The organism is Curtobacterium sp. MCJR17_055 (assembly GCF_003224335.1).
In the GTDB taxonomy this organism is placed as follows: domain Bacteria; phylum Actinomycetota; class Actinomycetes; order Actinomycetales; family Microbacteriaceae; genus Curtobacterium.
The window spans coordinates 605,956-628,436 of the sequence record NZ_QKLF01000001.1 but is presented as its reverse complement, the minus strand read 5'-3'; the positions used below and the strand labels follow the sequence as shown (position 1 = coordinate 628,436).

The following is a 22,481-nucleotide window of genomic DNA, read 5'->3' as shown; positions in this document are numbered from 1 at the left end:
GCGGCGCAGTTCCTAGCGTCGATGTCATGACGAACACCATCGAAGCCCGGTCGCAGACCGGCACCGCTCCGCAGGACCGGCACGGGATCCGCGGCGTCATCGCGCGGCACCCGCTCGGGTCGTTCTTCACCCTCGCACTCGGGCTGAGCTGGCTCGCGTGGGTCCCTTACATCCTGTCGCCGCACGGCATGGGCGTCTGGGACATCCACTTCGCCGAGGTACTCGGCAGCGCGCAGTTCACCGGGGTGCTGCCCGGCGCACTGCTCGGCCCGCTCGGCGGCGCGTTCATCGTGACCGCGGTCGCCGACGGTCGCCCGGGCCTCCGCCGCTGGGTCGGGCGTCTTTTCCGCTGGCGGGTCGCCTGGTACTGGTACGCCCTGGCGCTCGTCGTCGTGCCGGCCCTGATCATCGTGTCGGCGCTGCCGTTCGCGGGCGGGGACGTGCACGCACCGACCGCCCTCGTGTTCGCCGCCGTCGTGCCGGGCCTCGTCATCCAGCTGTTCTCCACCGGTCTGAGCGAGGAGCCGGGCTGGCGCGACTTCGCCCTGCCCCGCCTGCAGCACCGCTTCGGTGGCCTGGGTGCCGCGGCGATCCTCGGCCCGGTGTGGGCGCTGTGGCACATGCCGCTGTACCTCAGCGACTGGGGCGGATGGCCGAACGCGCACTGGAGCGAGCCCGTCGTGTTCGCCCTGTTCACGATCACGTTCAACGTCCTGATGGTGCAGGTCTTCAACAAGACCGGCGAGAGCCTGCCGCTCGCACTGCTGCTGCACGTCGGCGTGAACAACACGATCTCGACGTTCTTCCCCACGATGTACCCGAGCATGACCGCCGGCACGCTGATGATCGGCCTGACGATCATGTCGACCATCACCGCCGTGGTGCTGCTCATCGCCACCCGCGGGCACCTCGGGTACGACCCGGCCCGTCGGGCGCTGCCGATCGACGCCCCGATCCCGGCGGCGGAGCCCCTCGTAGGATCGCAGCATGGCACCCGCTGAGCCGCTCGCGCAGCGCCCCCAGGCCGAGGCCGGGGGCGCTGCGCCCGCCCGGCGTCCCGCCACCGCCCGCGAGCGCCGCACCGACGTGCTCGTCGCGCTCGGCACCGCCGTGGTCGCCCTCGGTCTGCTGCTCGCCCTGCCGCCGCTCGACGCCGCCGACCCGGACACGATCGGCGAGACCGTCAGCTACCCGGCCGTCGGCAGTGCGCCGTGGACGGTCCTGACCCTCGGGCTCCTCGCCCAGGCGGCCGCCCTGCTCGCCGCCCGCCGGGCACCGCGAACCACGCTCGTCGTCGTGGCGGCGATCCCGGTGCTCGTCGCCGTCCTCGCCCCGCAGGCGTTCGAGCTCTTCGGGCTCACGCCGTTCGCCGTCGCGGTGGCCGTCGTCCTCGCCGCACTCCGCGTCCCGCTCGCACGGCTGTGGCCCGCACTCACCGCAGCGGCCGTGCTGGTCGTGATCGGGGGAGCGGTGCTGTGGGCCGTGACCTCGGGCGGGTTCCGGGCGAGCTTCGGTCAGGGCCTCACCGGCTCGATCGGCCAGGGCGTCCTGCAGGCGGTCGGCGCCGTCGGCCTGCCGCTGCTCGTCACCCTGGTCGTGCTGTCCCGCCGCGAGGTCCGCGTCGCCCGCACCGCCGAGGCCACCGCGGTCGACCGGGAGCAGGACGCCCTGATCGACGCCGCCGTCTCCCGCGAGCGTGCCGCCATGGCCCGGGAGCTCCACGACATCGCCGCCCACCACCTCTCCGGGATCGCCCTCATGTCCGCCGTCATCGACCGCCAGATCGACACCGACCCCGAGCGCGCCCACGAGGGCGTCCGCCAGGTCCGGGAGCAGAGCACCGCCGTCCTCGAGGACCTCCGCCGCCTGGTCGGCCTGCTCCGCGACGACAGCCCCGCCGAACGGGCCGTCGAGACCGTCGCCGGGGTCGTCGACCTGGTCGAACGGGCACGGTTCCGCAGCGACGTCCGGCTGGACGTCCTGGCCGTCGACCGCGCAGGAGGTGGCCGTCCGCTCGGCGACGGGGTCGGCCCGCTCGCGCAGCTCGCCGCGTACCGCACCGTCCAGGAGGCCCTCGCCAACGCCGCCCTGCACGCTCCGGGTGCGCCGTGCACCGTCACGATCGACGACCGCGCCGACGACCACCTCGTGGTGCGCGTCGAGAACGGGCCGGCCGCCGTGCCGGCGCAGGGCAGCACCCCCGCGGGTGGCAACGGACTCCGCGGCATGCGCGAGCGGGCGGAACTGGTGGGGGCGGGCCTCCAGGTCGGTCCGACGGACGACGGCGGGTGGCTGGTCGCACTGACGCTCGGCCGGGAGGCCCGGCCCGAGTCCGACACGACGGCCGCCGACCCGGAGGTGGCGCGGTGATCCGCGTGCTCGTCGCCGACGACCAGCCACTCGTCCGGGCCGGCGTCTCGGCGCTCCTCGACGCCGAGCCGGACATCGAGGTCGTCGGGGTCGCCGCCGACGGCGGCGAAGCACTCGCGCTCGCCCGCAGCACGCGGCCCGACGTCGCGGTCCTCGACATCCGGATGCCGGTCCGGAACGGCATCGAGGTCGCCCGCGAACTCTGCCGACCGGATGCCGACCCCGCGGTGCCCGTCCTCATGCTCACGACCTTCGACATGGACGACCTGGTGTTCGGTGCCCTCGAGGCCGGTGCGTCCGGGTTCCTGCTCAAGGACGCCGAACCGGACACGATCATCGGCGCCGTCCGTCAGGTGGCCGCGGGCAACGGCACCCTCGACCAGGCCCTGACCCGGCGAGTGCTCCGTGAGTTCACCTCGCGCCGGAGCCTGCAGCCGGTGACGGGCGACCGGGTCGACGGGGTGCTGACCGCCCGGGAGCGGGACGTGCTGCTGCTCCTGGCGCAGGGGATGTCGAACGAGGAGATCGCGGCGGAGCTCGTCGTCGAGGTCTCCACCGTCAAGTCCCACCTGGCGCGCATGCTGCCCAAGCTCGGGGTCCGGTCACGCCTGCAGGCCGTGGTCTGGGCGTACCAGAACCGCATCGTCACGGTGCCGGACCAGGACGCCTGAGCAGCCGTTCGACGCTGCGTCAGGTGCGCCTGGTGCTCTGCTGTCACTCCGCGGGTGCATGATGGGCGCGGCCGTCGCCCGCACGGCCGCGAACTGGAGCCCCCGCCGTGACCGAGACCCGCGCGTCGTCGCAGTCGTCCGACCAGCCGTCGGCTGCGCGTGACGCCCAGCCCGGAGACGCCGGTCCCGGCGACGACGCCACGCACCCCGCGACGGCCAGGCAGCAGCCCGCCGGCCGGGAGGCCCGTGGGCACCATGGCAAGGCAGCCCTGGCCCTCGCCGCGCTCGGTGTGGTCTTCGGGGACATCGGCACGAGCGTCCTCTACTCGATGCGCACGGTGTTCTCGGTCGACGGCGGGATCGTCCGGCCGGTCCCGGAGGACGTCTACGGCGTCATCTCGCTGCTCGTCTGGTCGATCACGATCGTCGTGTCGATCAAGTACGTACTCGTGCTCATGCGGGTCGACAACCACGGCGAGGGCGGGGTGATGGCGCTCGCCGCACTCGCCCGACGTCTGCACGCGCACCGCCCGCGCGGGACCACCGTGTTCCTGGTCATCGGGATCGTCGGGGTCGCCCTGTTCTACGGCGACTCCGTGATCACACCGGCCGTCTCCGTGCTGTCGGCAGTGGAGGGCCTGGGCACCGCGGCTCCGTCGGTCGAGCACCTCGTCGTGCCGATCGCGGCCGTCATCCTCGTCGGGCTGTTCGTCGTCCAGCGGTTCGGCACCGCCAAGGTCGGTGCCTCGTTCGGACCCGTGATGCTGCTCTGGTTCGTCGTCATCGCCGTCGCCGGCATCCCGCACATCGTCGAGCACCCCGGCGTCCTGCAGGGGCTGTCCCCGACCTGGGCGATCGCGTTCCTGTTCGCGCACCCGTTCATCACCTTCATCGCGATGGGCGCGGTCGTCCTCGCGATCACCGGGGCCGAGGCGCTGTACGCCGACATGGGCCACTTCGGACGCATGCCGATCCTCCGCGCCTGGTTCTTCGTGGTGTTCCCCGCGCTCGTCTGCAACTACCTCGGCCAGGCAGCGCTGGTGCTCGAGGACCCGACGGCCACGGAGGACCCGTTCTTCCTGCTGTTCCCGAGCTGGGCGCAGATCCCCGTCGTGATCCTCGCCACCGCGGCCACCGTCATCGCGAGCCAGGCAGTCATCTCCGGCGCGTTCTCGCTCACCCGGCAGGCCGTGCAGCTCGGGCTCCTCCCGCCGCTGACCATCCGCCAGACGTCCAAGCGCGAGGGCGGCCAGGTCTACCTGCCGGCCGTCAACCTGCTGCTCTTCATCGGCGTGATGGCGATCATGCTCGCCTTCCGGTCCTCGGCGGCGCTCGCCACCGCGTACGGGGTGTCCGTCACCGGGGCGCTCGTGGTCGACACACTCCTGCTGCTCGTCGTCGTGAAGCCGCTGTGGCGCTGGGCGACGTGGAAGCTCGTGCTCGTCGCCGTGGTGTTCGGCGGCCTCGAACTCACCTTCCTGGCCGGCAACCTGTCCAAGGTCGTGCACGGCGGGTGGGTGCCGCTGCTCATCGCGCTCGCCGTCGTCACCCTGATGACCACTTGGCACCGCGGGCGCCAGCTCGTGCAGCAGGAGCGGCGGAAGCGCGAGGGGTCCCTCTCGGAGTTCATCGAGACGGTCAACGCCGACCACATCCCGCGGGTCCCGGGCGTCGCCGTGTTCCCGCACCCGAACAAGGAGACGACGCCGCTCGCGCTCCGGGCGAACGTCGAGCACAACGGGGTCGTGCACCAGCGGGTCGTCATCGTGTCCGTGCTCACCGCGAACGTGCCGCACGTGGCGCTGTCCGATGCGTTCAGGCGCGACGAGCTCGGCCACGACGAGGACGGCATCGACCACATCACGATCACCTTCGGGTTCTCCGACGACCAGGACCTGCCCGCGGCGATGCGTGCCGCCTGTGCCGCCGGCGTGCTCGACCTGGCGCAGGAGGACATGTCGGCGGCGTCGTACTTCATCTCCCGCGGTGCGCTCCGGACCGGCTCGGGCAAGGGTGGGATGGTGTCGTGGCGGCGGAAGCTGTTCGTCGCGATGGCCCACAACGCCGCCGACCCGGCTGCACGGTTCGGGCTGCCGCTCCGGCGCACGGTGACGATGGGGAGCGACGTCGAGGTCTGACGCGCCTGCTCGCGCCGGTCAGTCGTCCAGACGCTGGGCGGCGCCGGGCACGACGAGTCGCCACGCGCCCCCGGCCTGCTCCTTCGTCAGGTACAGCCGGTAGGAACCCGGCTCGGCGAGCGGATCGCCGTCGAGGTACTCCACCGGCTCCCCGCTGCTCGTGCACTGGTCCGAGGTCGCGATGACGTCGATGCGGTCGCCGGGCGCGTGGCCCTTGCGGACGCTGGTGATGTCCGCCTCACGGACGCGGTAGCGCCCGAGCGCCTCGACAGTGCGGTCGGTCGGCCGCAGGTCGGCGTCCACGACGAGGCTCGCCTCCTGCTCCTGCTCGGCCGGGGAGAGCGGCGCCCACTCGACGCACTGCCCGACCGAGATCGCCGCGCAGCCACCCAGTCCACCGCCGAGCGCGAGCACGACCCCGATCGAGACCCCGGTCTTCCCCCGTGTCATGGCGTCAGTGTCGCCCCGGTCGGGCTCGTCGTCGCGGATCGTGACCGGATCGTGCCTGATCGTATGCGGGTGGAATACGGAATGTCGAGAAAGAGGCGCTGGGACGCCGCTCGTGTTTGATGTGTGACGTACGGATACCGCCCCAGGTACCTGACGGTGCCCGTCCTGAACTGGAGTCCCCTTGCGACCACGCATCCCCTTCCGCATCGCGGTCACGCTGGTGACCGCCGCGAGCCTCGTGCTGACCGTGGCGACACCGACCTGGGCGGTCGCGGGGCGACCGTCCGCGTCAGCGCCAGCCGCGTCCACCGCGCCGACCCCGTCCCCGACGACCGGGCCGTCTCCGGCCGCATCCACTGCGCCGTCCCCGGCCACGTCGACCGGTCCGGCCACGTCGACCGACGCCGAGGTCGGGCTCGCGATCGAGGTCGCGAAGGACGGCAACGGTCCGTTCACGCCCGATGACCAGCCGGGCGGCGACAGCGGCGCCGCGAACGGCATCGTCCGCACCCTCGACGCGATCACGTACCGCGTCACGATGAACTCCACCGGCGGGGCCAGTTCACACGAGCGCTTCACCCTCACCGCGCCGGCCGGTACCCGCTGGGCCGCCGTGCCCTCGCGGTGCACCGGGAGCGGGTCACGGATCGACGGCCAGGAGCTGGTCTGCGACCTCGACTCCGTCCCCGAAGGCCGAGCGGTTGCGGTACCGGCGGTGCTCGACGTCTCCGCGGAGCTCCGGCACGGTGACGCGATCACGGTCCGTGCGACCGGCACCGCGGACGACGCCGACAACGGGACCGTCACGGCGACCTCGCCCACCACGACCGTGTCCGCCGCAGCACGGTACAACCTGGCGAAGGACATCCAGGCGTCGTCGCTCCGGACGGACGTCACCGGTCCGGGCGGACAGCGGGGGATCCAGCTCGTGTACCCGATCGCGGTCGACTGGCAGCCGGTGGTCCCGGGTCAGGGGCTGCTCGGCTTCGAGGGGGCCGGCGGCCCGATGACCTTCACCGACGACGTCTCCCAGATCCTCGGCGACCTGCCGTCCGGCGCTCGGCTCTGGAACGGCGACGAGCCCACATGCGGCCCGAACTCGCGCGCGGCGTCCGGGTTCGGCGGACTCCCGGCCGGGAAGGGCGGTGGTGCCCGGGCCGTCGCGGACTCGGGCACGATCAGCTGCACGCAGAGCGGCCCGGGGGAGGACGTCGACGTCACGATCACGGGGACGGTGACCGACCCCACACGGATGCCGACGGAGAACCAGTACGGCGGCCCGATCGCCGGTGGCAAGGTCGGCCTCGTCGTCGCCGGGTACATCAGCTTCTGGTTGCCCGAGCCGACGGGCGGGACGAACGTGCTGTCCCGCAACACCTTCACCCCGCTGCAGACCACGTCGGCCAGCGGAGCCCCGAACTTCCCGGGCGGGACCGAGCCGACGGCGGACAACGTGTCCGAGCGCAACCTCGTGGAGTTCGACCCGGGCAGCGGCGGGAAGCGGCTGTACCGGGTGGTCGGCGACGCCCACGAGGTCCGCCCTGGGTCCGCGCGCCAGGGCGACCCCTGGGCGACCGCGGGGGTCCGGCTCCGGAGCGAGGTCACCATGAGCAACGGCGGGCTCTCGCCGTACCAGGACGCGGTCCTCTGCGACACGTTCGACCGTGCCACCCAACGCCTCACCCGGGTGGGGAGTCCGTCACGGGCCGCGGAGGCGACCGGGTTGTCGGACGCGCACGTGCAGTACGCCGCGTACGACATGACGTCGGCCGCAGAGGGGCAGCGACGCACGTGCGACGACGAGGACGGACCGTGGTACGACGCTCCGGAGGACGTGCCGGGCGGCATCGCCGCGGTCGGTGCCGTCCGCGCCGTCGGTGACCTGGCCGGTGGGCGCCACGCGGCGCTGTACTCGTGGGTCACCGTCCTCGACGCCCCGGACGGGACCCGAGCCCTCGACTTCGGGCACCTCTCCTCGGGCACGCAGCACCCCGGGTGGATCCACGACAGCGCCGATCCGTCGCTCGGCGTCGGCGGCCTGACGGACAGCGTCGTCATCACCGAGAACCTCGCCCGGATCGCGAAGAAGACCGTCGACCCCGGACACGACGCTGCCGACACCCCGGACCGGACCACCTCCGCCGTCGCCGGGGACACGCTCGAGTACGCCCTCTACCCGACGCTGACCAACGGGAACACGAAGGGGCGTCCGGCGACGGTCACCGTCCGCGACACCCTGCCGGTGGACACCACCTACGTCCCCGCCAGCGCGTCGACCACCCCGGCGGTCGACGCCGTGCAGGACGCGCAGGGGCGGCGGCACCAGCGGCTCACCTGGACGATGCACGACGTCCGACCGAACTCGTCCATCCCGCCGATCACCTACCGGGCCACGATCTCGACCGCGGCGCCCGCCGGTCCGATCGACAACGTGGCCGAGGTCGCGTCCCCCACCGATGCGTCGCCCGCCGAGTACCGCCGTGCGCAGCGCGCGGTGCAGGTCACCACCACGGGCGGGGTCGGCGTGGAGGAGCACGCCGTCGAACCGGTCGTGGTCGCCGGCGACCGGCTGGAGTGGGACCTCGTCTACACGAACACCGACCCGTTCCACGGCTCCGACCTCATCGACGTCCTGCCGGACCGGGCCGCTGGGCAGGACGGGTCCTTCCACGGCCGGACAGCGCTCGCCGAGCCCGTGGCGATCGACACCGGGGCCGGGGAGCAGGTGCGCTACACGGCGGCAGCACCCGGCGACGTCTCGCTCGTGGGCACGGACCCGTCGAACCAGCCCGGTGGCTCCACCACGTGGTGCTCGGAACAGGAGTTCGGCGCAGACGGGTGTCCCGCGTCACTCCGGGACGTGACGGCGATCCGGATCACCCGCACGGCCCAGGTCGCCGTCGGCGCCTCGGTCACGCACCGGTTGGCGCTCGCGACCGAGGGTGAGCAGGACGGCGACACGTACGCGAACCGGTTCGGCCTGAGCGTGGCGGGCATCCGCCTCCCCGTGCAGTCCAACCGCGCCACGATCCGGGTGGTCGCCGGCGCGATCGGCGACCGGGTCTGGTCCGACCGGGACGGTGACGGTCTCCAGGGCGCGGACGAGCCCGGCGTCGAGGCCGTCGACGTGCGACTCACAGGGACGGACGACTCCGGGGAGGCCGTGCAGCGGCGGACGACGAGTGACGGGGACGGCGGGTACCGGTTCGACGGCCTCAGACCCGGCGCCTACGTCGTCACCTTCGACGCCCCGGACGACCGCAGCTTCACGCGGCAGCACGTCGGCGACGACGATGCCGTCGACTCGGACGCAGGTGAGGACGGCTCCACCGAGACCATCACGCTCCGCCGGGTGACCACCCCGGAGGGTGCTCTCGACGGGGTGGACCGCACCACCTCCGTCGACGCGGGTGTGCTTCCGGCGGAAGACACGGGTGGCCCCGGCGACGGCGGGCCGGGCGACGGCGGCCCCGGTGACGGCGGGCCCGGTGACGGCGGGCCGGGCGACGGTGGCCCCGGTGACGGCGGGCCGGGCACACCGGGCGGCACCGGCACCGGCACCGGCACCGGCACCGGCACGCCGGGCAGCTCGGCTGGTGGGAGCGGCCGACCGGCGGAGCAATCGTCGGCATCGGTCCCGGACCGCGCACAGACCGCGGGCACTGCGCGTCGGGGCGACCTCGCCTTCACGGGTGTGGCGGGCCTCCCGATCGCACTCGGCGCCGCGCTGCTGCTGCTCGCCCTGGGCAGCGCGATCGTCCTCGGACGCCGGGGCCGCGCCCGCCGCCGGTGAGGGGACGGGAGGTGCGGGGCCGACCCGCTCCGCGCCTCCCGTCCGGCATCCGGTCACCGGCGTGCGCCGGGGCCGCGCCTGCCGCCGGTGCGGGGACGGGAGGTGCGGGGCCGACCCGCCCCGCGCCTCCCGTCCGGCTCCGGTCACCCGCGAGCGCGCTCGATCTCGGCGCGGTACCCGTCGAGCTGCGCGACCAGTCCCGCGCCGTCGTCCGTCCCGCGGAGGTCCCCGATGAGACGGTCCACGCGGGTGAACACGGCGCGCTGCTCGGCGTCGGAGAGCGCACGGAACCGGTCGGCGTCCGGCAGCTGCCCCTGCCACCCGTCGTCGTCGGTCGTGGGGGCCGCGGTCTGCACGACCGTCGAGATGCCGCCCGTCCTCGTGGTCCCGTCGGTCGCACCCGATGCCTCCGGTCCCGTGACGGTCGCGGCGGCAGCGCCGGTGGCTGCGATCGCGACGACGAGGGCCAGGGTCGTCAGTGTGGCTGCGGTCTTCTTCTGCATCACGTGCTCCCGTCCGGTGGGCCGCGGTGTGCGGCACGTCCAGCCTGGGACGAGGCGGGCGTCGGCCGCATCGGCGGACCGGCTGGGCCTCCCGTCCGTCCGACTGATCGTCGCGACCGGCGACTCCGACCTTCGGAGGAGGCGCGACGTCGACTCCGGCGGCTAGCCTCTCGCCATGCGTCCTCTGCCGATCCCGCCGTGGGTGCGGTCCGCGCTCGCGGGGGTGGTGTTCCTCGGAGCCGCCCTGATCGCGATGGAGGGGCTGCACCGAGCCGGGTGGTACCCGACCCGGCTCGACGACTACCGCCTGACCGCGTTGCTCGTCGCCGTGTGCTTCGTGGTGGGGCAGCGACTGCCGTACCCGCTGCTCGTGGTGGTCGGGGTCGTCGTCGCATGGCCCTCGTGGACCTTCGACGTCCTGCAGGTCCGGCTCATCCCGCTCGTCATCGCGGTCTACCTGGCCTGCGCTGCCGGCCGCCGGGTGCTCGCGGTGCTGTCCGTCGCAGCCGTCCCGACCGTGCTCGCGATGTTCCTGCCGCTCGTCTCCGTCCCCGTGCACGACTGGCTCACCGCGCTCCGCGGCTGGCAGGTCTGGTCGAGCAACGCCGACTGGTCGACGATCGTCTTGATGGGGATCCTGCTCGTCGCCTGCGCGTTCCTCGGCCGCGCGACCGCACGACGACGGCGCTCCGAACTCGTCCTGCAGCGCCGCAACGAGGAGCTCGTGCGCCTGCGGGAGGCCGACCAGGCCCGCATCGCCTCGGAGGAACGGACCGCCGTCGCCCGCGAGGTGCACGACGTCGTCGCGCACCACATGGCCGCCATCGTCGTCCGGTCCCAGGCCCTCGTGCGTGTCGGGGTCGCCGACCAGACCGAGTTCGCCGAGTACGCCTCGTGGGTCGCGGGCACCGGGCAGCAGGCGCTGTCCGAGATGCGGAAGGTGGTGCGGGTCCTCCGCGCCGGCGGGGACGGGGGCACGACCGACGCTCCGGTGTCGCTGCGGGCCGCGGTCGAGGACGCCGTCGCACGGGTCCGGGCGACCGGCGTCGAGGTCGAGGTCGACCTCCGCGTCGGGGCGCGGCTCGGCGTCATGCAGGACTTCGCCGTGCTCCGGGTCTGCCAGGAGGCACTGACGAACACGCTCGTGCACTCCGACGGCTCCTCCGTGCGGGTGACGCTCGCCGTCTCGGAGGACCGCATCCACCTCGAGGTCCTCGACGACGGCGGGACCGAGGGCGGCCCGCGGGTGCCGGCGCTCGCCGCTGGCGGGGCGGGGATCCGCGGCATGCGCGAACGCGCCGCGTCGATCGGCGGGGTGCTCGTCGCCGGTCCGGTCGACGGCGGCGGCTGGCGGGTCGTCCTGGAGGCCCCGCGCGAGGTCCCCGGATCGGCCGCAGCTCCGACCGGGGGCGCGCACACGACCGAGCCGTCGCAGGCACCGGCGCCGGTCCGGACGCAGGCAGCGACCGCCGGGGCCGGGGACGGGCCCCGGGCCGCTGCCGCTCCCGTCGACCGCCGGGTGGTGGCGCCGTGATCCGCGTGGTGATCGTCGACGACCAGGCGGTCGTGCGGACCGGACTCGGCATGATGGTCGACGCCGAGGCGGACCTGACCGTGGTCGGTCAGGCACCGAACGGCGCCGAGGCGGTCACCGTCTGCGCCGAGCTCCGCCCCGACGTCGTGCTCATGGACGTCCGGATGCCGGTGCTCGACGGCATCGCGGCCACCCGCACGATCGTGTCCGAGGGCACCGCAGGCGCGGTCGTCATCCTCACCACGTTCGACGACGAGGAGTACCTGCTCGACGCCGTCCGTGCCGGGGCGCTCGGGTTCCTGCTCAAGGACGCCGGCCCCGACCTCATCGCCGCCGGGGTCCGGGCCGCCCACACCGGGGACACCCTCATCGCACCCTCGATGACCCGCGCGCTGCTCGAGAACCGTCTGGTCGCCGCGCCCGTCGCAGGAGGCCCGGCAGCACCGACCCCGCCGGCCGAACACGCCTCGGCCCTCGCCGCGCTGAGCGCCCGGGAACGGGAGGTCCTCGGCGCCCTGGTCCGCGGTGCGAGCAACGCGCAGATCGCGAAGGACCTCTGGATCAGCGAGGCCACCGTGAAGACCCACATCAGCAGCGTCCTCGCCAAGGTCGGTGCGACGAGCCGCGTGCAGGCCGTCGTGTTCGCCTACGAGAGCGGCTTCGTCCGGCCCGACTGGTCCGCGTAGTCGCGCGCGCCGGGGCGCCCGTCCGGCACGGTCCGCCCGCCCGCCCGCTCCGGCACGGTTCGCGCTGGGCGACAGTGCTCGCGCTCGCGGCTACGAGCGGTGTCGCTGAGCGCGAGCGGTCGGCCGCCACAGTCGGGCGCGTGGCGGTCCGGCCGGGAGGCACGTGGCGGGGCCGCGCCGGCCCTCCCGTCCGGCACGGCTCGCGCTGGGCGACAGTGCTCGGGCCCACGACCGCGATCGGTGTCGCGCAGCGCGGAGCGAGCGCCCCGCCGCGGTCAGGCCGAGCGCGTCAGCGGCGCCGCCGCCACCTCGGTCGGCGAGGACACGACGGCCTCACGCCGGATCGCGATGACGGTCACGTCGTCGTCGTGCGGCACCAGGCCCGCGCGCTCGGTGAGGGCCGCGACGATCGCCGCCGGCTCCCGGTCCTTTCCGGCCAGCTCGGCGACCGAGTCGACGGCGTCGTCACGTCCGCCGAACAGGTCGAGGACGCCGTCGCTGAAGGAGATGAGCAGGTCGCCCGGCTCGAGGATGCCGGTGGTGGTCGCCCACTCGTCGCGGAGGCCCATCCCGAGCGGCAGGTCGACCGAGCGCAGGCGCTCCACGCCGCCGTCGACGCGGAGGATGAAGCTCAGGCCGTGTCCGGCGTCAGCCCACTGCAGGCTGCCGTCGTCGTCGATACGGGCGTGGAACAGCGTGGTGAAGGTGACGTCGGTGCCGGAACCCTCGGCGGCGAGGCCGTCGGAGGCGCGACGGAGTGCCTCGGAGGTGTCGTCGACCGTGCGGGCGCTGCGGATGGTGGCGCGGACGGCGGCGGCGATCAGGCCGGCCCCGACGCCCTTGCCCATGACGTCACCCAGGCTGACGGCGATGCCGTCCCGGGTGCGGTACCAGTCGTAGAAGTCGCCGCCGACGCTCTTCGCAGGTAGGCAGGCCCCGGCGACGGTGACCGCCTGGCCCATGTGGTCGCTCGAGGTCGGCAGGAGGGACCGCTGGACGGCGGCGGCGCGGCTGATCTCGGCGCGGACCCTGCCCTCGCGGGCCTGGGCGGTGAGGACGGACCGGCGGGCGCGGGAGGACAGCTCGTGCACGATGACGGCGACGGTGCCGAACACGATGACGGTGATCGCGAGCCGGACCAGTTCGCTGGGACGCGGCACGTCGCCGGGCAGGAGCACGAACGGGGCGAGGATGACGAACGTCACGCCCAGGACCGAGTACACGATGGTGCGCCGACCCTCGAGGGACGCCCACCACACCACGGGCAGGACCACGAGGGACGTGAAGACCGACGCCCCGGCACCCGTTCCGGTCCGGAACAGGGCGATGGACACGAAGTCGACGGCGAGCAGGATCGGGACGAGCGGCGCCACCTTCGGCAGGTACACGGCGACCGCGCCGAGCAGTGTCGCGATCGCGGTCGCGACCAGGCTCGCGAGGAAGAGCTCCACGTGGGTGACCGAGAGCGACGGCAGCGTCACGGTGCACAGCGCACCGAGGGCCAGCAGGCCGCTGATCGGGGCCTGCCGGACGAGGGGGTTGTCGATGACGCTGGTGGGGCGAGACATGCTCAGGGCAGGCTACTGGTTCGGGCTGGGCCGCGCCGGTGTGGCGTCCCGAAGAGGGGCCAGGACGACGACGACGGCGGGGCACCCGTTCCCGGGTACCCCGCCGTCGTCCGACCTCGGGCTCAGCGTCGCGCGCTCAGCCCGTCCGGCTCACTCCGCGCGGCGGCGTCGCATCCGCTGCGTGAGGAGCAGCCCGCCCGCGGCGAGGAGCACCACGGCGAGGATGCCGATCGGCACGACGTCCGCACCGGTCCAGGCGAGGGCACCGTCGCGGTCCGCACCGGAGCCTCCCGGCTGGTCGCCGACGGGCTGCGCACCGGAACCACCAGCACCGGAGCCGTCAGCACCGGAACCACCGGCACCAGGGCCACCGGCACCGGGGCCACCAGCACCGGGGCCACCGGTCCCCGGGCCGCCGGCACCAGGACCGTCACCCGGAGCGGGCGTCGGCGACGGGGACGCCGTCGGGGGAGCGGCCACCACGGTGAAGGCGGTCCGGGCGAGGACCACCCCGCCCACCGAGGCGGTCACCGTGACGCGGCCGGCCGCGGCCGTCGCCGGCACGGCCAGCTCGGCCGTGAAGGACCCGTCGGCGGTGGTGCGCACGGTGACGTCGTCGCCCAGCTCGGGCGTCGTCGCCAGCGTGACCGTCGCGTCCGCCGGGAACCCGGTGCCGGTGACGGTCTGCGTGTCACCGGCGGTGACGCGCTGGTCCTCGACCTGGAGGCTCGGCACCGCGGCCGCGAGCGTCGAGTACCGCACGACGGTCCGGTCCGTCACCGAGCGCTCGGCGACCGGCACCGTGAGGGTGCGGCTGTCGGCGTCGTACGTCCACTCGGACGCGGCGACGGGGGCTCCGTCGATCGTGACCGACTGCGGACGCTCGGCGTTCGTGAACGTCGCCGTCCAGGAGCGGTCCTGCACCTGACCGTCGAACGAGCCGTCGACGGGGGAGATGTCGAGCGTGCCGCCGGTCGCCTGCTGCGTGAACCGCATGGCGGTCGAAGCCGAGTTCCCGGCCGCACGGGCCGAGGTGTCGGCTGCGGCGGTGGGCTGGCCCTCGCCGGAGTCCTCGTGCAGGGCGAACGAGCCGTCCGCGCCGGTCGCGACCGTCACCGTGACCGCGTCGAGCGGTGCGGCGTCGTTCGCGACGTGGTGCGAGCGGGTGGGCACGATGCCGCCGCTGCGGACGAACACCGGCATGGTGGTCAGGTCCGTCGTGACGTCGGCGGTGGTGCCGCCCTCGTAGGTCTTGCCGGTGAACCAGTCGGTCCAGGTGTCGCCGGCCGGGAACCACACCGAGGTGGTCGCGGTCGAGCCACCCGAGGTGACGGGTGCGACGAGGACGTCCTTGCCGTACAGGTACTCCTTGCCGGCTTGCGCGTAGGACTCCTGCGCCTCCGGGTACTGCAGGTAGAGCGGCTGCAGCATCGGGGTGCCGGTGCGCGAGGCGTCGGCGGCGAGGGTGTACGTCAGGGGGAGCAGGTCCTCGCGGAGGTTGAGGAACTGCTTCGCCGACGCGTTCGCCTCGGCCGGGTACTGCCACGGCAGCCGGTCGCTGTGGTTGCTGTGCAGGCGGTCGATCGGCTGGAAGGCACCGAACTGCACCCAGCGGGCGTAGAGGTCCGGCGGGAGCTGCGTCGTGCCGGGCTCGGCGCCCTCGATGCCGTACTGGCCACCGTTGTGTCCGCCGATGTCGTGGCTGATCGCCGACAGGCCGGTCGCTGCCGACTCACCGGGCGTGTAGCCGACCTGCGCCGCGAGCTCCTGCCACGTGGACGTGGTGTCCCCGGTGAAGTGGAGCGTCGTGCGCTTGTCCGCCCACGGTCCGGTCGGGACGGCCTGCGGGTTGCCGTAGCCGCCCGCGGTCAGCGACCCGTACGCGCGGGAGAACGCGAGACCGCGGCCCTTGAGCTGCTCGTCGGTGTACTCCGCGTACTGCTGGTTGATGAACGCGTCCGGCGTGACGCCGTTCGCCGAGTACTTCGAGTTCTCGCTGCAGCACCAGTCGAGCCACCACATGTCGACGCCCTCGGGCTGCAGGGTGTCGTGGAGCTCGAAGTAGGCCTTGAGCTGGTCGGGGTCGGACCAGTCGAACAGGTAGCGGTCGCCGTCGCCCTTGGTGAGCTTGCCCTTCGCGGTGGCCTGCGCCTTCGCGAACTCCGGGTCGTTGCCCGAGATCGACGGGTGGATGTTGAGCGTGTTGTGGATGCCCTGCTCGTGCCAGTCGGCGAGCAGCGAGGTCATGTCCGGGATGCGGGCTGGGTCGACCGACCAGCCGTTCCACTTGCTGTCGCCCTGGTTCGTGGTGCTGCCCAGCTTGTAGTCCGTGTCGATCGCCATGACGTCGACGGGCACACCCTCGTCCTTGAAGCGCTTCGCGATGGCGAGGTAGTCCTCCTGCGAGCGGTCGTAGTACTCGGAGTACCAGACGCCGTAGGCCCAGCGCGGCAGGAGCTTCGACGGCCCGGTCAGGGTCGCGAGGTCCTTCAGCGCCGTCGTGTACTCGGTGCCGTACCCGAACACGTAGCCGTCCTGGTAGCCCTCGCCGCCGTGGTCACCGCGGGGCGTGGTCTGCTCGGTGGCGGTGTCGTACAGCGCCGAGGCGGTGTCGTCGAGGAGCGACCAGCCGTCCTGGTAGAGCAGGCCGGGGTTGGTCTTCACGGAGCCGTTCGCCGTGTCGAGGTCGCGTCGGTACCCGCCGAGCGGGGCGTGCGCGGCGAGCAGCGGCGAGGACTGGTCGACGACCGCGATGGTGTCGATGTTCACGTTGCAGTTGTTGTCCACGGTCGGGCAGCCGAGCGTGACGTCGTTCGCGCCCGCGGCCAGGTGCACCGGGATCGTGACGGTGTTCCAGTAGTCCCAACCGCTCGTGGGTGCGAGGGCACCGGTGGTGGCCTCCTGGCCGGCCGGGGCGACGGTGAGCTCCGGGGAGTTCGCCGTGCCGTTCGCGTACCGGACCTGCAGGGCGTAGTCGCCCGCCGTCGGGACACCCGTCACGTGCGTGGTCAGCGCCGAGTCCGCGCCGCCCCAGAGTCCGGACGCGAAGCCGTCGCCGGAGAACCCGTTGTGGTCGGCGGCGGTCTGTGCGTTGCCCGCCTTACCGGCGTCCTCGGCTTCACAGACCGCACCGAAGGCGCAGTCCTGACCGGCGGTGGCGGGGGTCGGCGTCGGGTAGGCCGCGCCGGAGGGCACGACCGCCAGGCTGTCGACGTTCACGCGGCCGGAGTCGGACGCGCTGCGCTCGATCCGGATGGTGTGCTTGCCGGCGGTCAGGTCGAGGGCCGCCGTGGTCTGCTTCCACTCGTCCCAGCTCTCGCCGGCCGGCAGGCGCAGCGTGACCGGCGTCCCACCGTCGACGACGATGCTCAGCGTGCGGGTCTCGAGCTGGCCGTCGCCACCGCGGTTGTTCGCGTAGCGCATGGCCAGGTCGTAGGAGCCGGCCTGCTGCACCGTCGTGGCGAACGTCATCGAGTTGCCGACGTTCTCGAACCCGGCGGCGAAGCCCGACCCGGTGTAGCCGGCGTGGTCCTTGGCGGAGGCCAGGCCCTGCAGCTGCAGTGCCTCGCCCTCGCAGAGCGTCCCGATCGTGCAGACCGGGGTCTCGGCGGTCACCCACGGCGAGCCGGTGACCGCCTGACCCGTGGACGTCGTCAGGTCGACCTGGAGGTTGTCCTGGGTGAAGTCCCCGGACCCCTCGCGGTACTTGACGGTCATCTTCCCGGTGCTCAGCGTCAGCCACCCGTCCGCACGCGTCTGCGTGAACGGCGTCGCCGCGAAGTCGTCGCGACCGATGACGTTGAAGGTGCCCTGGTCGATGAACTGCGCGTCACCGGCGTACTCGGTGCGGATCAGGGTGGGGGAGAGGACCTGGAAGCGGGCGTCTCCCGACACCACGGTGCGGGCGTCCGGCGCGGCGGCTGCCGGCAGGGCGGAGATGCCGAGTCCGCCGAGCGCGAGTGCGCCGACCAGGGCTCCGGCGAGGGACGACCCGAGGACGCGTCGGCGCCTCCGGGTCGAGGTGAGAGTGGGACGCAAAGGTGTGCTCCTCGTGGACGGCGTCGTCCGGTCGTTCGTCGGCGTGGCCGACAGCGATCTGCTGAGGTCGTCGCGCGAGCACCCCCGGTCGCCCGCGTTACAACGTGGGAAAGAGTAGGGCTCACAGGCGGTTCAGGGAAGTCCGACAGGAGATCGGAGGGTTCGCGGTCGCGCTCAGCGGACCGGACGGGAGGCCCGGGTCGCCGATCAGGACGCGGTCGCGCTGGCAGTCGCGACAGCCAGCGGGGGACCGGAACGACGCGACTCGGTTCGGGCCAGGATGGGCAGATTGGGCCGACGCGTTCGAAGGAGCACCATTGCGAGTCCTGATCTTCCTGCTGATGATCTTCGTCGCGACGGCGCTGTCCCTGGGCGCTGGGCTGCTCGTCGGCTTCCAGCTCCGGGACGCGTCCGACGGGCTCCTGATCGCGGCGGCCGCCACCTCGCCGTTCCTCGTCATGGGGCCGGTCGTCATCGGGGTGTTCGCCGGCTCCTGGGACCACCGGTCGTCGAGGGAGAGCCGTCGGTTCCTGGGCTGGTGGTTCTCGGCCGTGGTCGCGATCGACGTCGTCGCCGTGGTCATCGTGGTGCTCGCGGCGCTGTCGGCTCAGGCTCCGCTGTGGGTTCCGGTCGTCCTCGCGGTCGGCACGGCGGTGTTGCTCGCGAGCGCGCGGCCCCTCGGTGCACTGTTCCGACGGACGGAAGCCCCGATCCCCGAGACGCCGGGGACGTCGATCACGGACGCAGGGGTCGTCCGCCGCAAGGTCCGTCCGATCGCCGTCACGTTCGTCGTCGCGGCGCTGGTCACGTCGATCGGGGCTGCGCTGCTCATCGTGCTCGACGGCGACCACGGCTCGGGGGTCATGGAGACCGTGTTGCTCGCCGGACAGCTCACCTTCACGGCGACGGCGATGACGGCCGCCGTCGTGTCGCTCCCGTACAGCCGTGCGCTCCGGGACGCGGCTGGTCGTGACATCGGTCGGGTGCAGCGCTTCGGGAAGGTCGTCCTCGGGGGCAAGGCCCTCCCGCTCGACGATGCCGAGCAGCGCGGTGCTGTCGAGTACGCCCGCCTGGCTCCGATCGCCCTGCAGTTCCAGCTCGTCTTCCTCGGTCTCCTGTACGTCGGGATCGCGTTCCAGTTCGTGTCGTCAGCGATCCGCGGTGAGTTCGGTGTGCTCCCGGCCGTCACCCTCACCGCGATGGTCGTCGTCCTGCTCGTCACGGTGCCGCTGACGGTGCGCCGGATCCGTCGCGCCCGGACCTACGCCGACGAGCACCGCACCGACGCCGTTGCGCCGTCCGCGGTCGGGACCTCCACAGGGCCCACGTCGTCACGCTGAGCGAGCTGGCGCGCGCGTCGTCGCCAGGAGTCGGCGTCAGCGCCACGAGCGGGTGAGTCGCGCCGCCGCGGCCGGTCGACCAGCGCCGACGGCAGCGTGAGGGTCAGCGCGGCCAGGTCGCGACGACCGCCACCGCGTTGAAGAGGACGTGCGCCAGGACCGCGCCGCCGAGCCGGTTCGTCATCGCGACGAGCGTGCCGGTGAGGGACCCGAGCGCGAAGGTCGTCAGGAACACCCGGAAGCCGTCGAGCTGCGTCGTCCCGGCACCGAGCAGGACGTGCAGCACGGCGAACAGGAACGCGGTCAGCAGCACGGCCATGAAGCGCGTGCGCGGTGTGAGCTCCTCGGCCATCCGGCGCTGGAACAGTCCGCGGAAGAAGACCTCCTCGAGGAACGGGCTGACCAGCACGAGGCCGATCGCCGACACCACGAGCAGCGTGATGTCCGGCGTCCCGAGGGTGGGGACCGGTTCCAGGCCGGTCCTGCCGCCGAACGCGAGCCCGAGGAACGCGTCGAACACCCGGACCAGGATGACGATGCCGATCGCGAAGATCGCGTCGCCGATCTCGAGGCGCAGGATCCGGGCACGACCAGGGTTCGATGACCGTCGCAGCACCCAGACGATCCCCGCCACCAGGGGCAGCCAGACGGCGAGGTCGGCCGCGATCACCTGCAGGACCGGCGACGGGATGCTCCCGCTGCGGCTCACGCCACCGACGACGCGGGCCAGGATGACCGCCACCCCGAGGGCGACGAGCAGGATGACCAGGTCGCGCTGGCGGCTCGTGTCGGGCTCGGCGTGCTTGACGTCGGACTCGGTGCTCATGGGGTCACCGTAGAGGACGCTGCGACCGGATCGCCCGACACAGCCGAGCGTTGCTCGATCATGTGGCACTATTTGAATGCCGTAGGCCGGGACGTCCCCGGTGCGCCTGTGTCGGGACCACAGGAGCGCGGCAGGATCGTCGGGGAAGGCGGGCCGCGTGGAACTACGCGACTACATCACGGTGTTGCGCAAGGGATGGGTCCTCATCCTGGTGTTGGCACTGGTCGGAGTGGCCGCGGCAGCGGGCTTCTCGCTGTTGAAGAAGCCCGTGTACTCCGCCTCCGCGCAGGTGTTCGTGTCGACGGAGACGTCGGGCAGCGCGAGTGACCTGGCCCAGGGCAACACCTTCACGCAGCAGCGTGTCCTGACGTACTCGAACCTGGTGTCGACGCCGATCGTGCTCCTGCCGGTCATCTCGAAGCTCCAGCTCGACATGAACGCCGAGCAGCTCGCGACGATGGTGTCCGCGAGCGCGCCGACGAGCACGACGCTCATCTCCATCAGCGTCAACGACACTGACCCGGTCCGGGCCGCGGACATCGCGAACGCGACCTCGCAGAGCCTCACCAACGTCGTCGAGGACATCGAGGCCACCGACGCCGAGGGGACGAGCAGCGTCAAGCTCACCCGCGTCAAGCAGGCCGACGTGCCGAGCGCCCCGGTCAGCCCGAACGTCCCGGTCAACGTGGCCCTGGGCCTGCTGGTCGGACTCGCGCTCGGCGTCGGCATCGCCGTCTTGCGCGAGACGCTCGACAACCGCGTCCGCACGGAACAGGACGTCGAGAAGATCAGCGACAAGCCCGTCGTCGGCGGCATCGCCTTCGACAGCAAGGCGTCGGAGCGTCCGCTCATCGTGCAGGTCGACCCGCGCAGCCCCCGTGCCGAGTCCTTCCGCACGCTCCGCACGAACCTGCAGTTCCTGGACCTGGGCACCGGCTCGCGCACCTTCGTGATGACGTCCTCCGTGCAGTCCGAGGGCAAGAGCACCACGGTCGCGAACCTGGCGATCGCGCTCGACAGCGCCGGGTTCCGCGTCATCCTCATCGACGCCGACCTCCGTCGTCCCCGCGTCGCCGAGTACATGGACGTCGACACGAACGCCGGCCTCACCGACGTGCTCATCGGCCGCGCCGAGCTCGAGGACGTCGCGCAGCCCTGGGGCCGCGGCAAGCTCGTCGTCCTGCCGGCCGGTCAGATCCCGCCGAACCCGTCGGAGCTCCTCGGGTCCCGGGCCATGCAGGAACTCATCGAACGCCTAGAGAAGGAGTTCGACTACGTCCTGTTCGACGCCCCGCCGCTCCTGCCCGTCACGGACGCCGCGATCCTGTCGAAGAAGGCCTCCGGCGCGATCGTCGCCGTCGCCTCGGGCAAGACCCACAAGGGCCAGTTCGCCGCGGCCGTGTCGGCGCTGGAGAACGTCGGCGCACCGATCGCCGGGTTCGTCATCACGATGATGCCGGTCCGCGGTCCGGGCGCCTACGGCTACGGCCGGTACGGCTACGGGTACGGCTACGGCCTGGAAGCGGACGAGAACACACCGAAGGTCAAGCCGCCCAAGCGCGGCGGGAAGAAGCTCGGCGCACTGAGCCGCGCTGAGCGCTGAAACGGGGTCGGGGGACATGGACACTCGCCGGGGGACCCGAAACCTCGGTTCGACCACCACACGGACGACCCTGGTCTGGGTCGCCGTCGTGGTGGTCGTGCTGGTCGTCGTCGACATCGCACTCGTGACCCTCGCGCTCGGTCGCACCGCTCCGAACGCCGGTGACCCGGCAGGCCCGATCCCGACGTTCTCCAGTTCCCCGGACTCGAGCACCAGTCCGACCCCGTCCGCCTCTGCGGACGCCGCGGACGCCGCGGCCGTGACGCGTCGCTTCCTCACCGCGGTGGACGGCCAGGAGGCGTGGCGCGCCACCGGCACGACGTGTGGCGGACCCGCGCCCACCCTCGAGCACACCGTCGACGGCGGCGCGACGTGGGTGCCGGTCGCGCTCGGACCGGACGTGTCGACGCTCATGGCGATCCGGGCCTCCAGTACGGACCTGACGATCCTGGCCGGCGTCGGTGCGGACTGCGCCACCGTCGTCCGCACCAGTGCCGACGACGGCGTGACCTGGACGGCCGGCAGCCCCGGCGCAGCCGGTGCCGGCATCTCGACGGCCGGCATCGTCCTCGCCACCGGTGTCGTCGAGTCGCCCTGCGGCCGCCCGAAGAAGGCGTACCAGGGACAGCAGACCTCGGTCGTCATCTGTGAGGGGAAGGTCGAGTGGCGTTCGGGCACCGGCGCGTGGGTGGAAGTCCCGGTCGACGGGATCCGCGCGGTGGCGGACAACGACGACGAGTACCTGCTCGCCCGTGTCGGCGCCGAAGGGTGCGCGGGTGTCGAGATCGCCTCGCTGACCGCGATCGGCGTCTCGCCGGACACGGCGACCCCGGCCGTCGGCTGCGCCGCTGACGCCGCGACGATCGGCCCGATCGGCCTCGACCGTGCCGGGGACGACATCTGGCTCTGGGCCGGCGACGCCGTCTCCGTGTCTGCGGACGGCGGCGCGACATGGTGACCG

General features: G+C 72.8%; 15 protein-coding genes. 10 read left to right on the top strand and 5 right to left on the bottom strand.

Going from position 1 to position 22,481, the window contains the following annotated elements; translation table 11 throughout:
* Positions 1 to 26 precede the first annotated feature (26 nt).
* The 4 genes from DEJ16_RS02900 (at position 27) to DEJ16_RS02885 (ending at position 5,179) form a co-directional block, all read left to right on the top strand.
* Positions 27 to 1,001, top strand: a complete 975-nt coding sequence (locus DEJ16_RS02900) for a CPBP family intramembrane glutamic endopeptidase (RefSeq protein ID WP_110823453.1) — start codon at positions 27 to 29, stop codon at positions 999 to 1,001.
* Positions 988 to 2,370 (top strand): sensor histidine kinase, encoded by a 1,383-nt coding sequence (locus DEJ16_RS02895; protein WP_110823454.1) that lies wholly within the window; start codon positions 988 to 990, stop codon positions 2,368 to 2,370. The genes DEJ16_RS02900 and DEJ16_RS02895 overlap by 14 nt, the downstream gene beginning before the upstream one ends.
* Positions 2,367 to 3,041 carry a response regulator transcription factor gene (locus tag DEJ16_RS02890; protein ID WP_110823455.1) on the top strand — a complete coding sequence of 225 codons (675 nt, stop codon included), beginning with the start codon at positions 2,367 to 2,369 and terminating at the stop codon, positions 3,039 to 3,041. The genes DEJ16_RS02895 and DEJ16_RS02890 overlap by 4 nt, the downstream gene beginning before the upstream one ends.
* A gap of 107 nt (positions 3,042 to 3,148) precedes the next feature.
* Positions 3,149 to 5,179 carry a potassium transporter Kup gene (locus DEJ16_RS02885; RefSeq protein WP_110823456.1) on the top strand — a complete coding sequence of 677 codons (2,031 nt, stop codon included), beginning with the start codon at positions 3,149 to 3,151 and terminating at the stop codon, positions 5,177 to 5,179.
* Positions 5,180 to 5,197: 18 nt separating this feature from the next.
* Here the strand turns inward: DEJ16_RS02885 and DEJ16_RS02880 are convergent, their stop codons facing one another.
* A complete protein-coding gene (locus DEJ16_RS02880; RefSeq protein WP_110823457.1) occupies positions 5,198 to 5,629 on the bottom strand; it encodes a hypothetical protein in 432 nt (143 codons plus the stop codon).
* 181 nt (positions 5,630 to 5,810) lie between these two features.
* Between DEJ16_RS02880 and DEJ16_RS15655 the strand changes: the two genes are divergently transcribed.
* Positions 5,811 to 9,422 (top strand): SdrD B-like domain-containing protein, encoded by a 3,612-nt coding sequence (locus DEJ16_RS15655; protein ID WP_181419425.1) that lies wholly within the window; start codon positions 5,811 to 5,813, stop codon positions 9,420 to 9,422.
* A gap of 143 nt (positions 9,423 to 9,565) precedes the next feature.
* Here DEJ16_RS15655 and DEJ16_RS02860 read toward each other — a convergent pair whose 3' ends face one another.
* Positions 9,566 to 9,925, bottom strand: coding sequence for a hypothetical protein (locus tag DEJ16_RS02860; RefSeq protein WP_110823458.1), 360 nt, complete (start codon positions 9,923 to 9,925; stop codon positions 9,566 to 9,568).
* A 175-nt stretch (positions 9,926 to 10,100) separates the two neighbouring features.
* On the opposite strand from DEJ16_RS02860, the gene DEJ16_RS02855 reads away from it, so the two are divergent.
* Positions 10,101 to 11,459 (top strand): sensor histidine kinase, encoded by a 1,359-nt coding sequence (locus tag DEJ16_RS02855; RefSeq protein WP_110823459.1) that lies wholly within the window; start codon positions 10,101 to 10,103, stop codon positions 11,457 to 11,459.
* A 5-nt stretch (positions 11,460 to 11,464) separates the two neighbouring features.
* Positions 11,465 to 12,145 (top strand): response regulator transcription factor, encoded by a 681-nt coding sequence (locus tag DEJ16_RS02850; protein WP_258365779.1) that lies wholly within the window; start codon positions 11,465 to 11,467, stop codon positions 12,143 to 12,145.
* Positions 12,146 to 12,420: 275 nt separating this feature from the next.
* Here DEJ16_RS02850 and DEJ16_RS02845 read toward each other — a convergent pair whose 3' ends face one another.
* Entirely contained in the window at positions 12,421 to 13,713 is a 1,293-nt protein-coding gene (locus DEJ16_RS02845) for a PP2C family protein-serine/threonine phosphatase (protein WP_110823461.1), read from the bottom strand.
* Positions 13,714 to 13,863: 150 nt separating this feature from the next.
* Complete coding sequence (locus DEJ16_RS02840; RefSeq protein WP_220032675.1) at positions 13,864 to 17,751, bottom strand: TIM-barrel domain-containing protein; 3,888 nt, start codon at positions 17,749 to 17,751, stop codon at positions 13,864 to 13,866.
* A gap of 317 nt (positions 17,752 to 18,068) precedes the next feature.
* On the opposite strand from DEJ16_RS02840, the gene DEJ16_RS02835 reads away from it, so the two are divergent.
* Positions 18,069 to 19,091 (top strand): hypothetical protein, encoded by a 1,023-nt coding sequence (locus DEJ16_RS02835; protein ID WP_110823462.1) that lies wholly within the window; start codon positions 18,069 to 18,071, stop codon positions 19,089 to 19,091.
* Between the two features lie 103 nt (positions 19,092 to 19,194).
* Here the strand turns inward: DEJ16_RS02835 and DEJ16_RS02830 are convergent, their stop codons facing one another.
* Positions 19,195 to 19,917: a CPBP family intramembrane glutamic endopeptidase gene (locus DEJ16_RS02830; RefSeq protein WP_110823463.1), complete on the bottom strand. Its 723-nt coding sequence runs from the start codon at positions 19,915 to 19,917 to the stop codon at positions 19,195 to 19,197.
* Between the two features lie 157 nt (positions 19,918 to 20,074).
* On the opposite strand from DEJ16_RS02830, the gene DEJ16_RS02825 reads away from it, so the two are divergent.
* Both DEJ16_RS02825 and DEJ16_RS02820 read left to right on the top strand, forming a co-directional pair.
* The gene (locus tag DEJ16_RS02825; RefSeq protein WP_110823464.1) at positions 20,075 to 21,520 is read left to right on the top strand and encodes a polysaccharide biosynthesis tyrosine autokinase; all 1,446 of its coding nucleotides are present in this window, start codon (positions 20,075 to 20,077) and stop codon (positions 21,518 to 21,520) included.
* Between the two features lie 16 nt (positions 21,521 to 21,536).
* Positions 21,537 to 22,478, top strand: a complete 942-nt coding sequence (locus DEJ16_RS02820; protein ID WP_110823465.1) for a hypothetical protein — start codon at positions 21,537 to 21,539, stop codon at positions 22,476 to 22,478.
* The last annotated feature ends 3 nt before the right edge of the window (positions 22,479 to 22,481 follow it).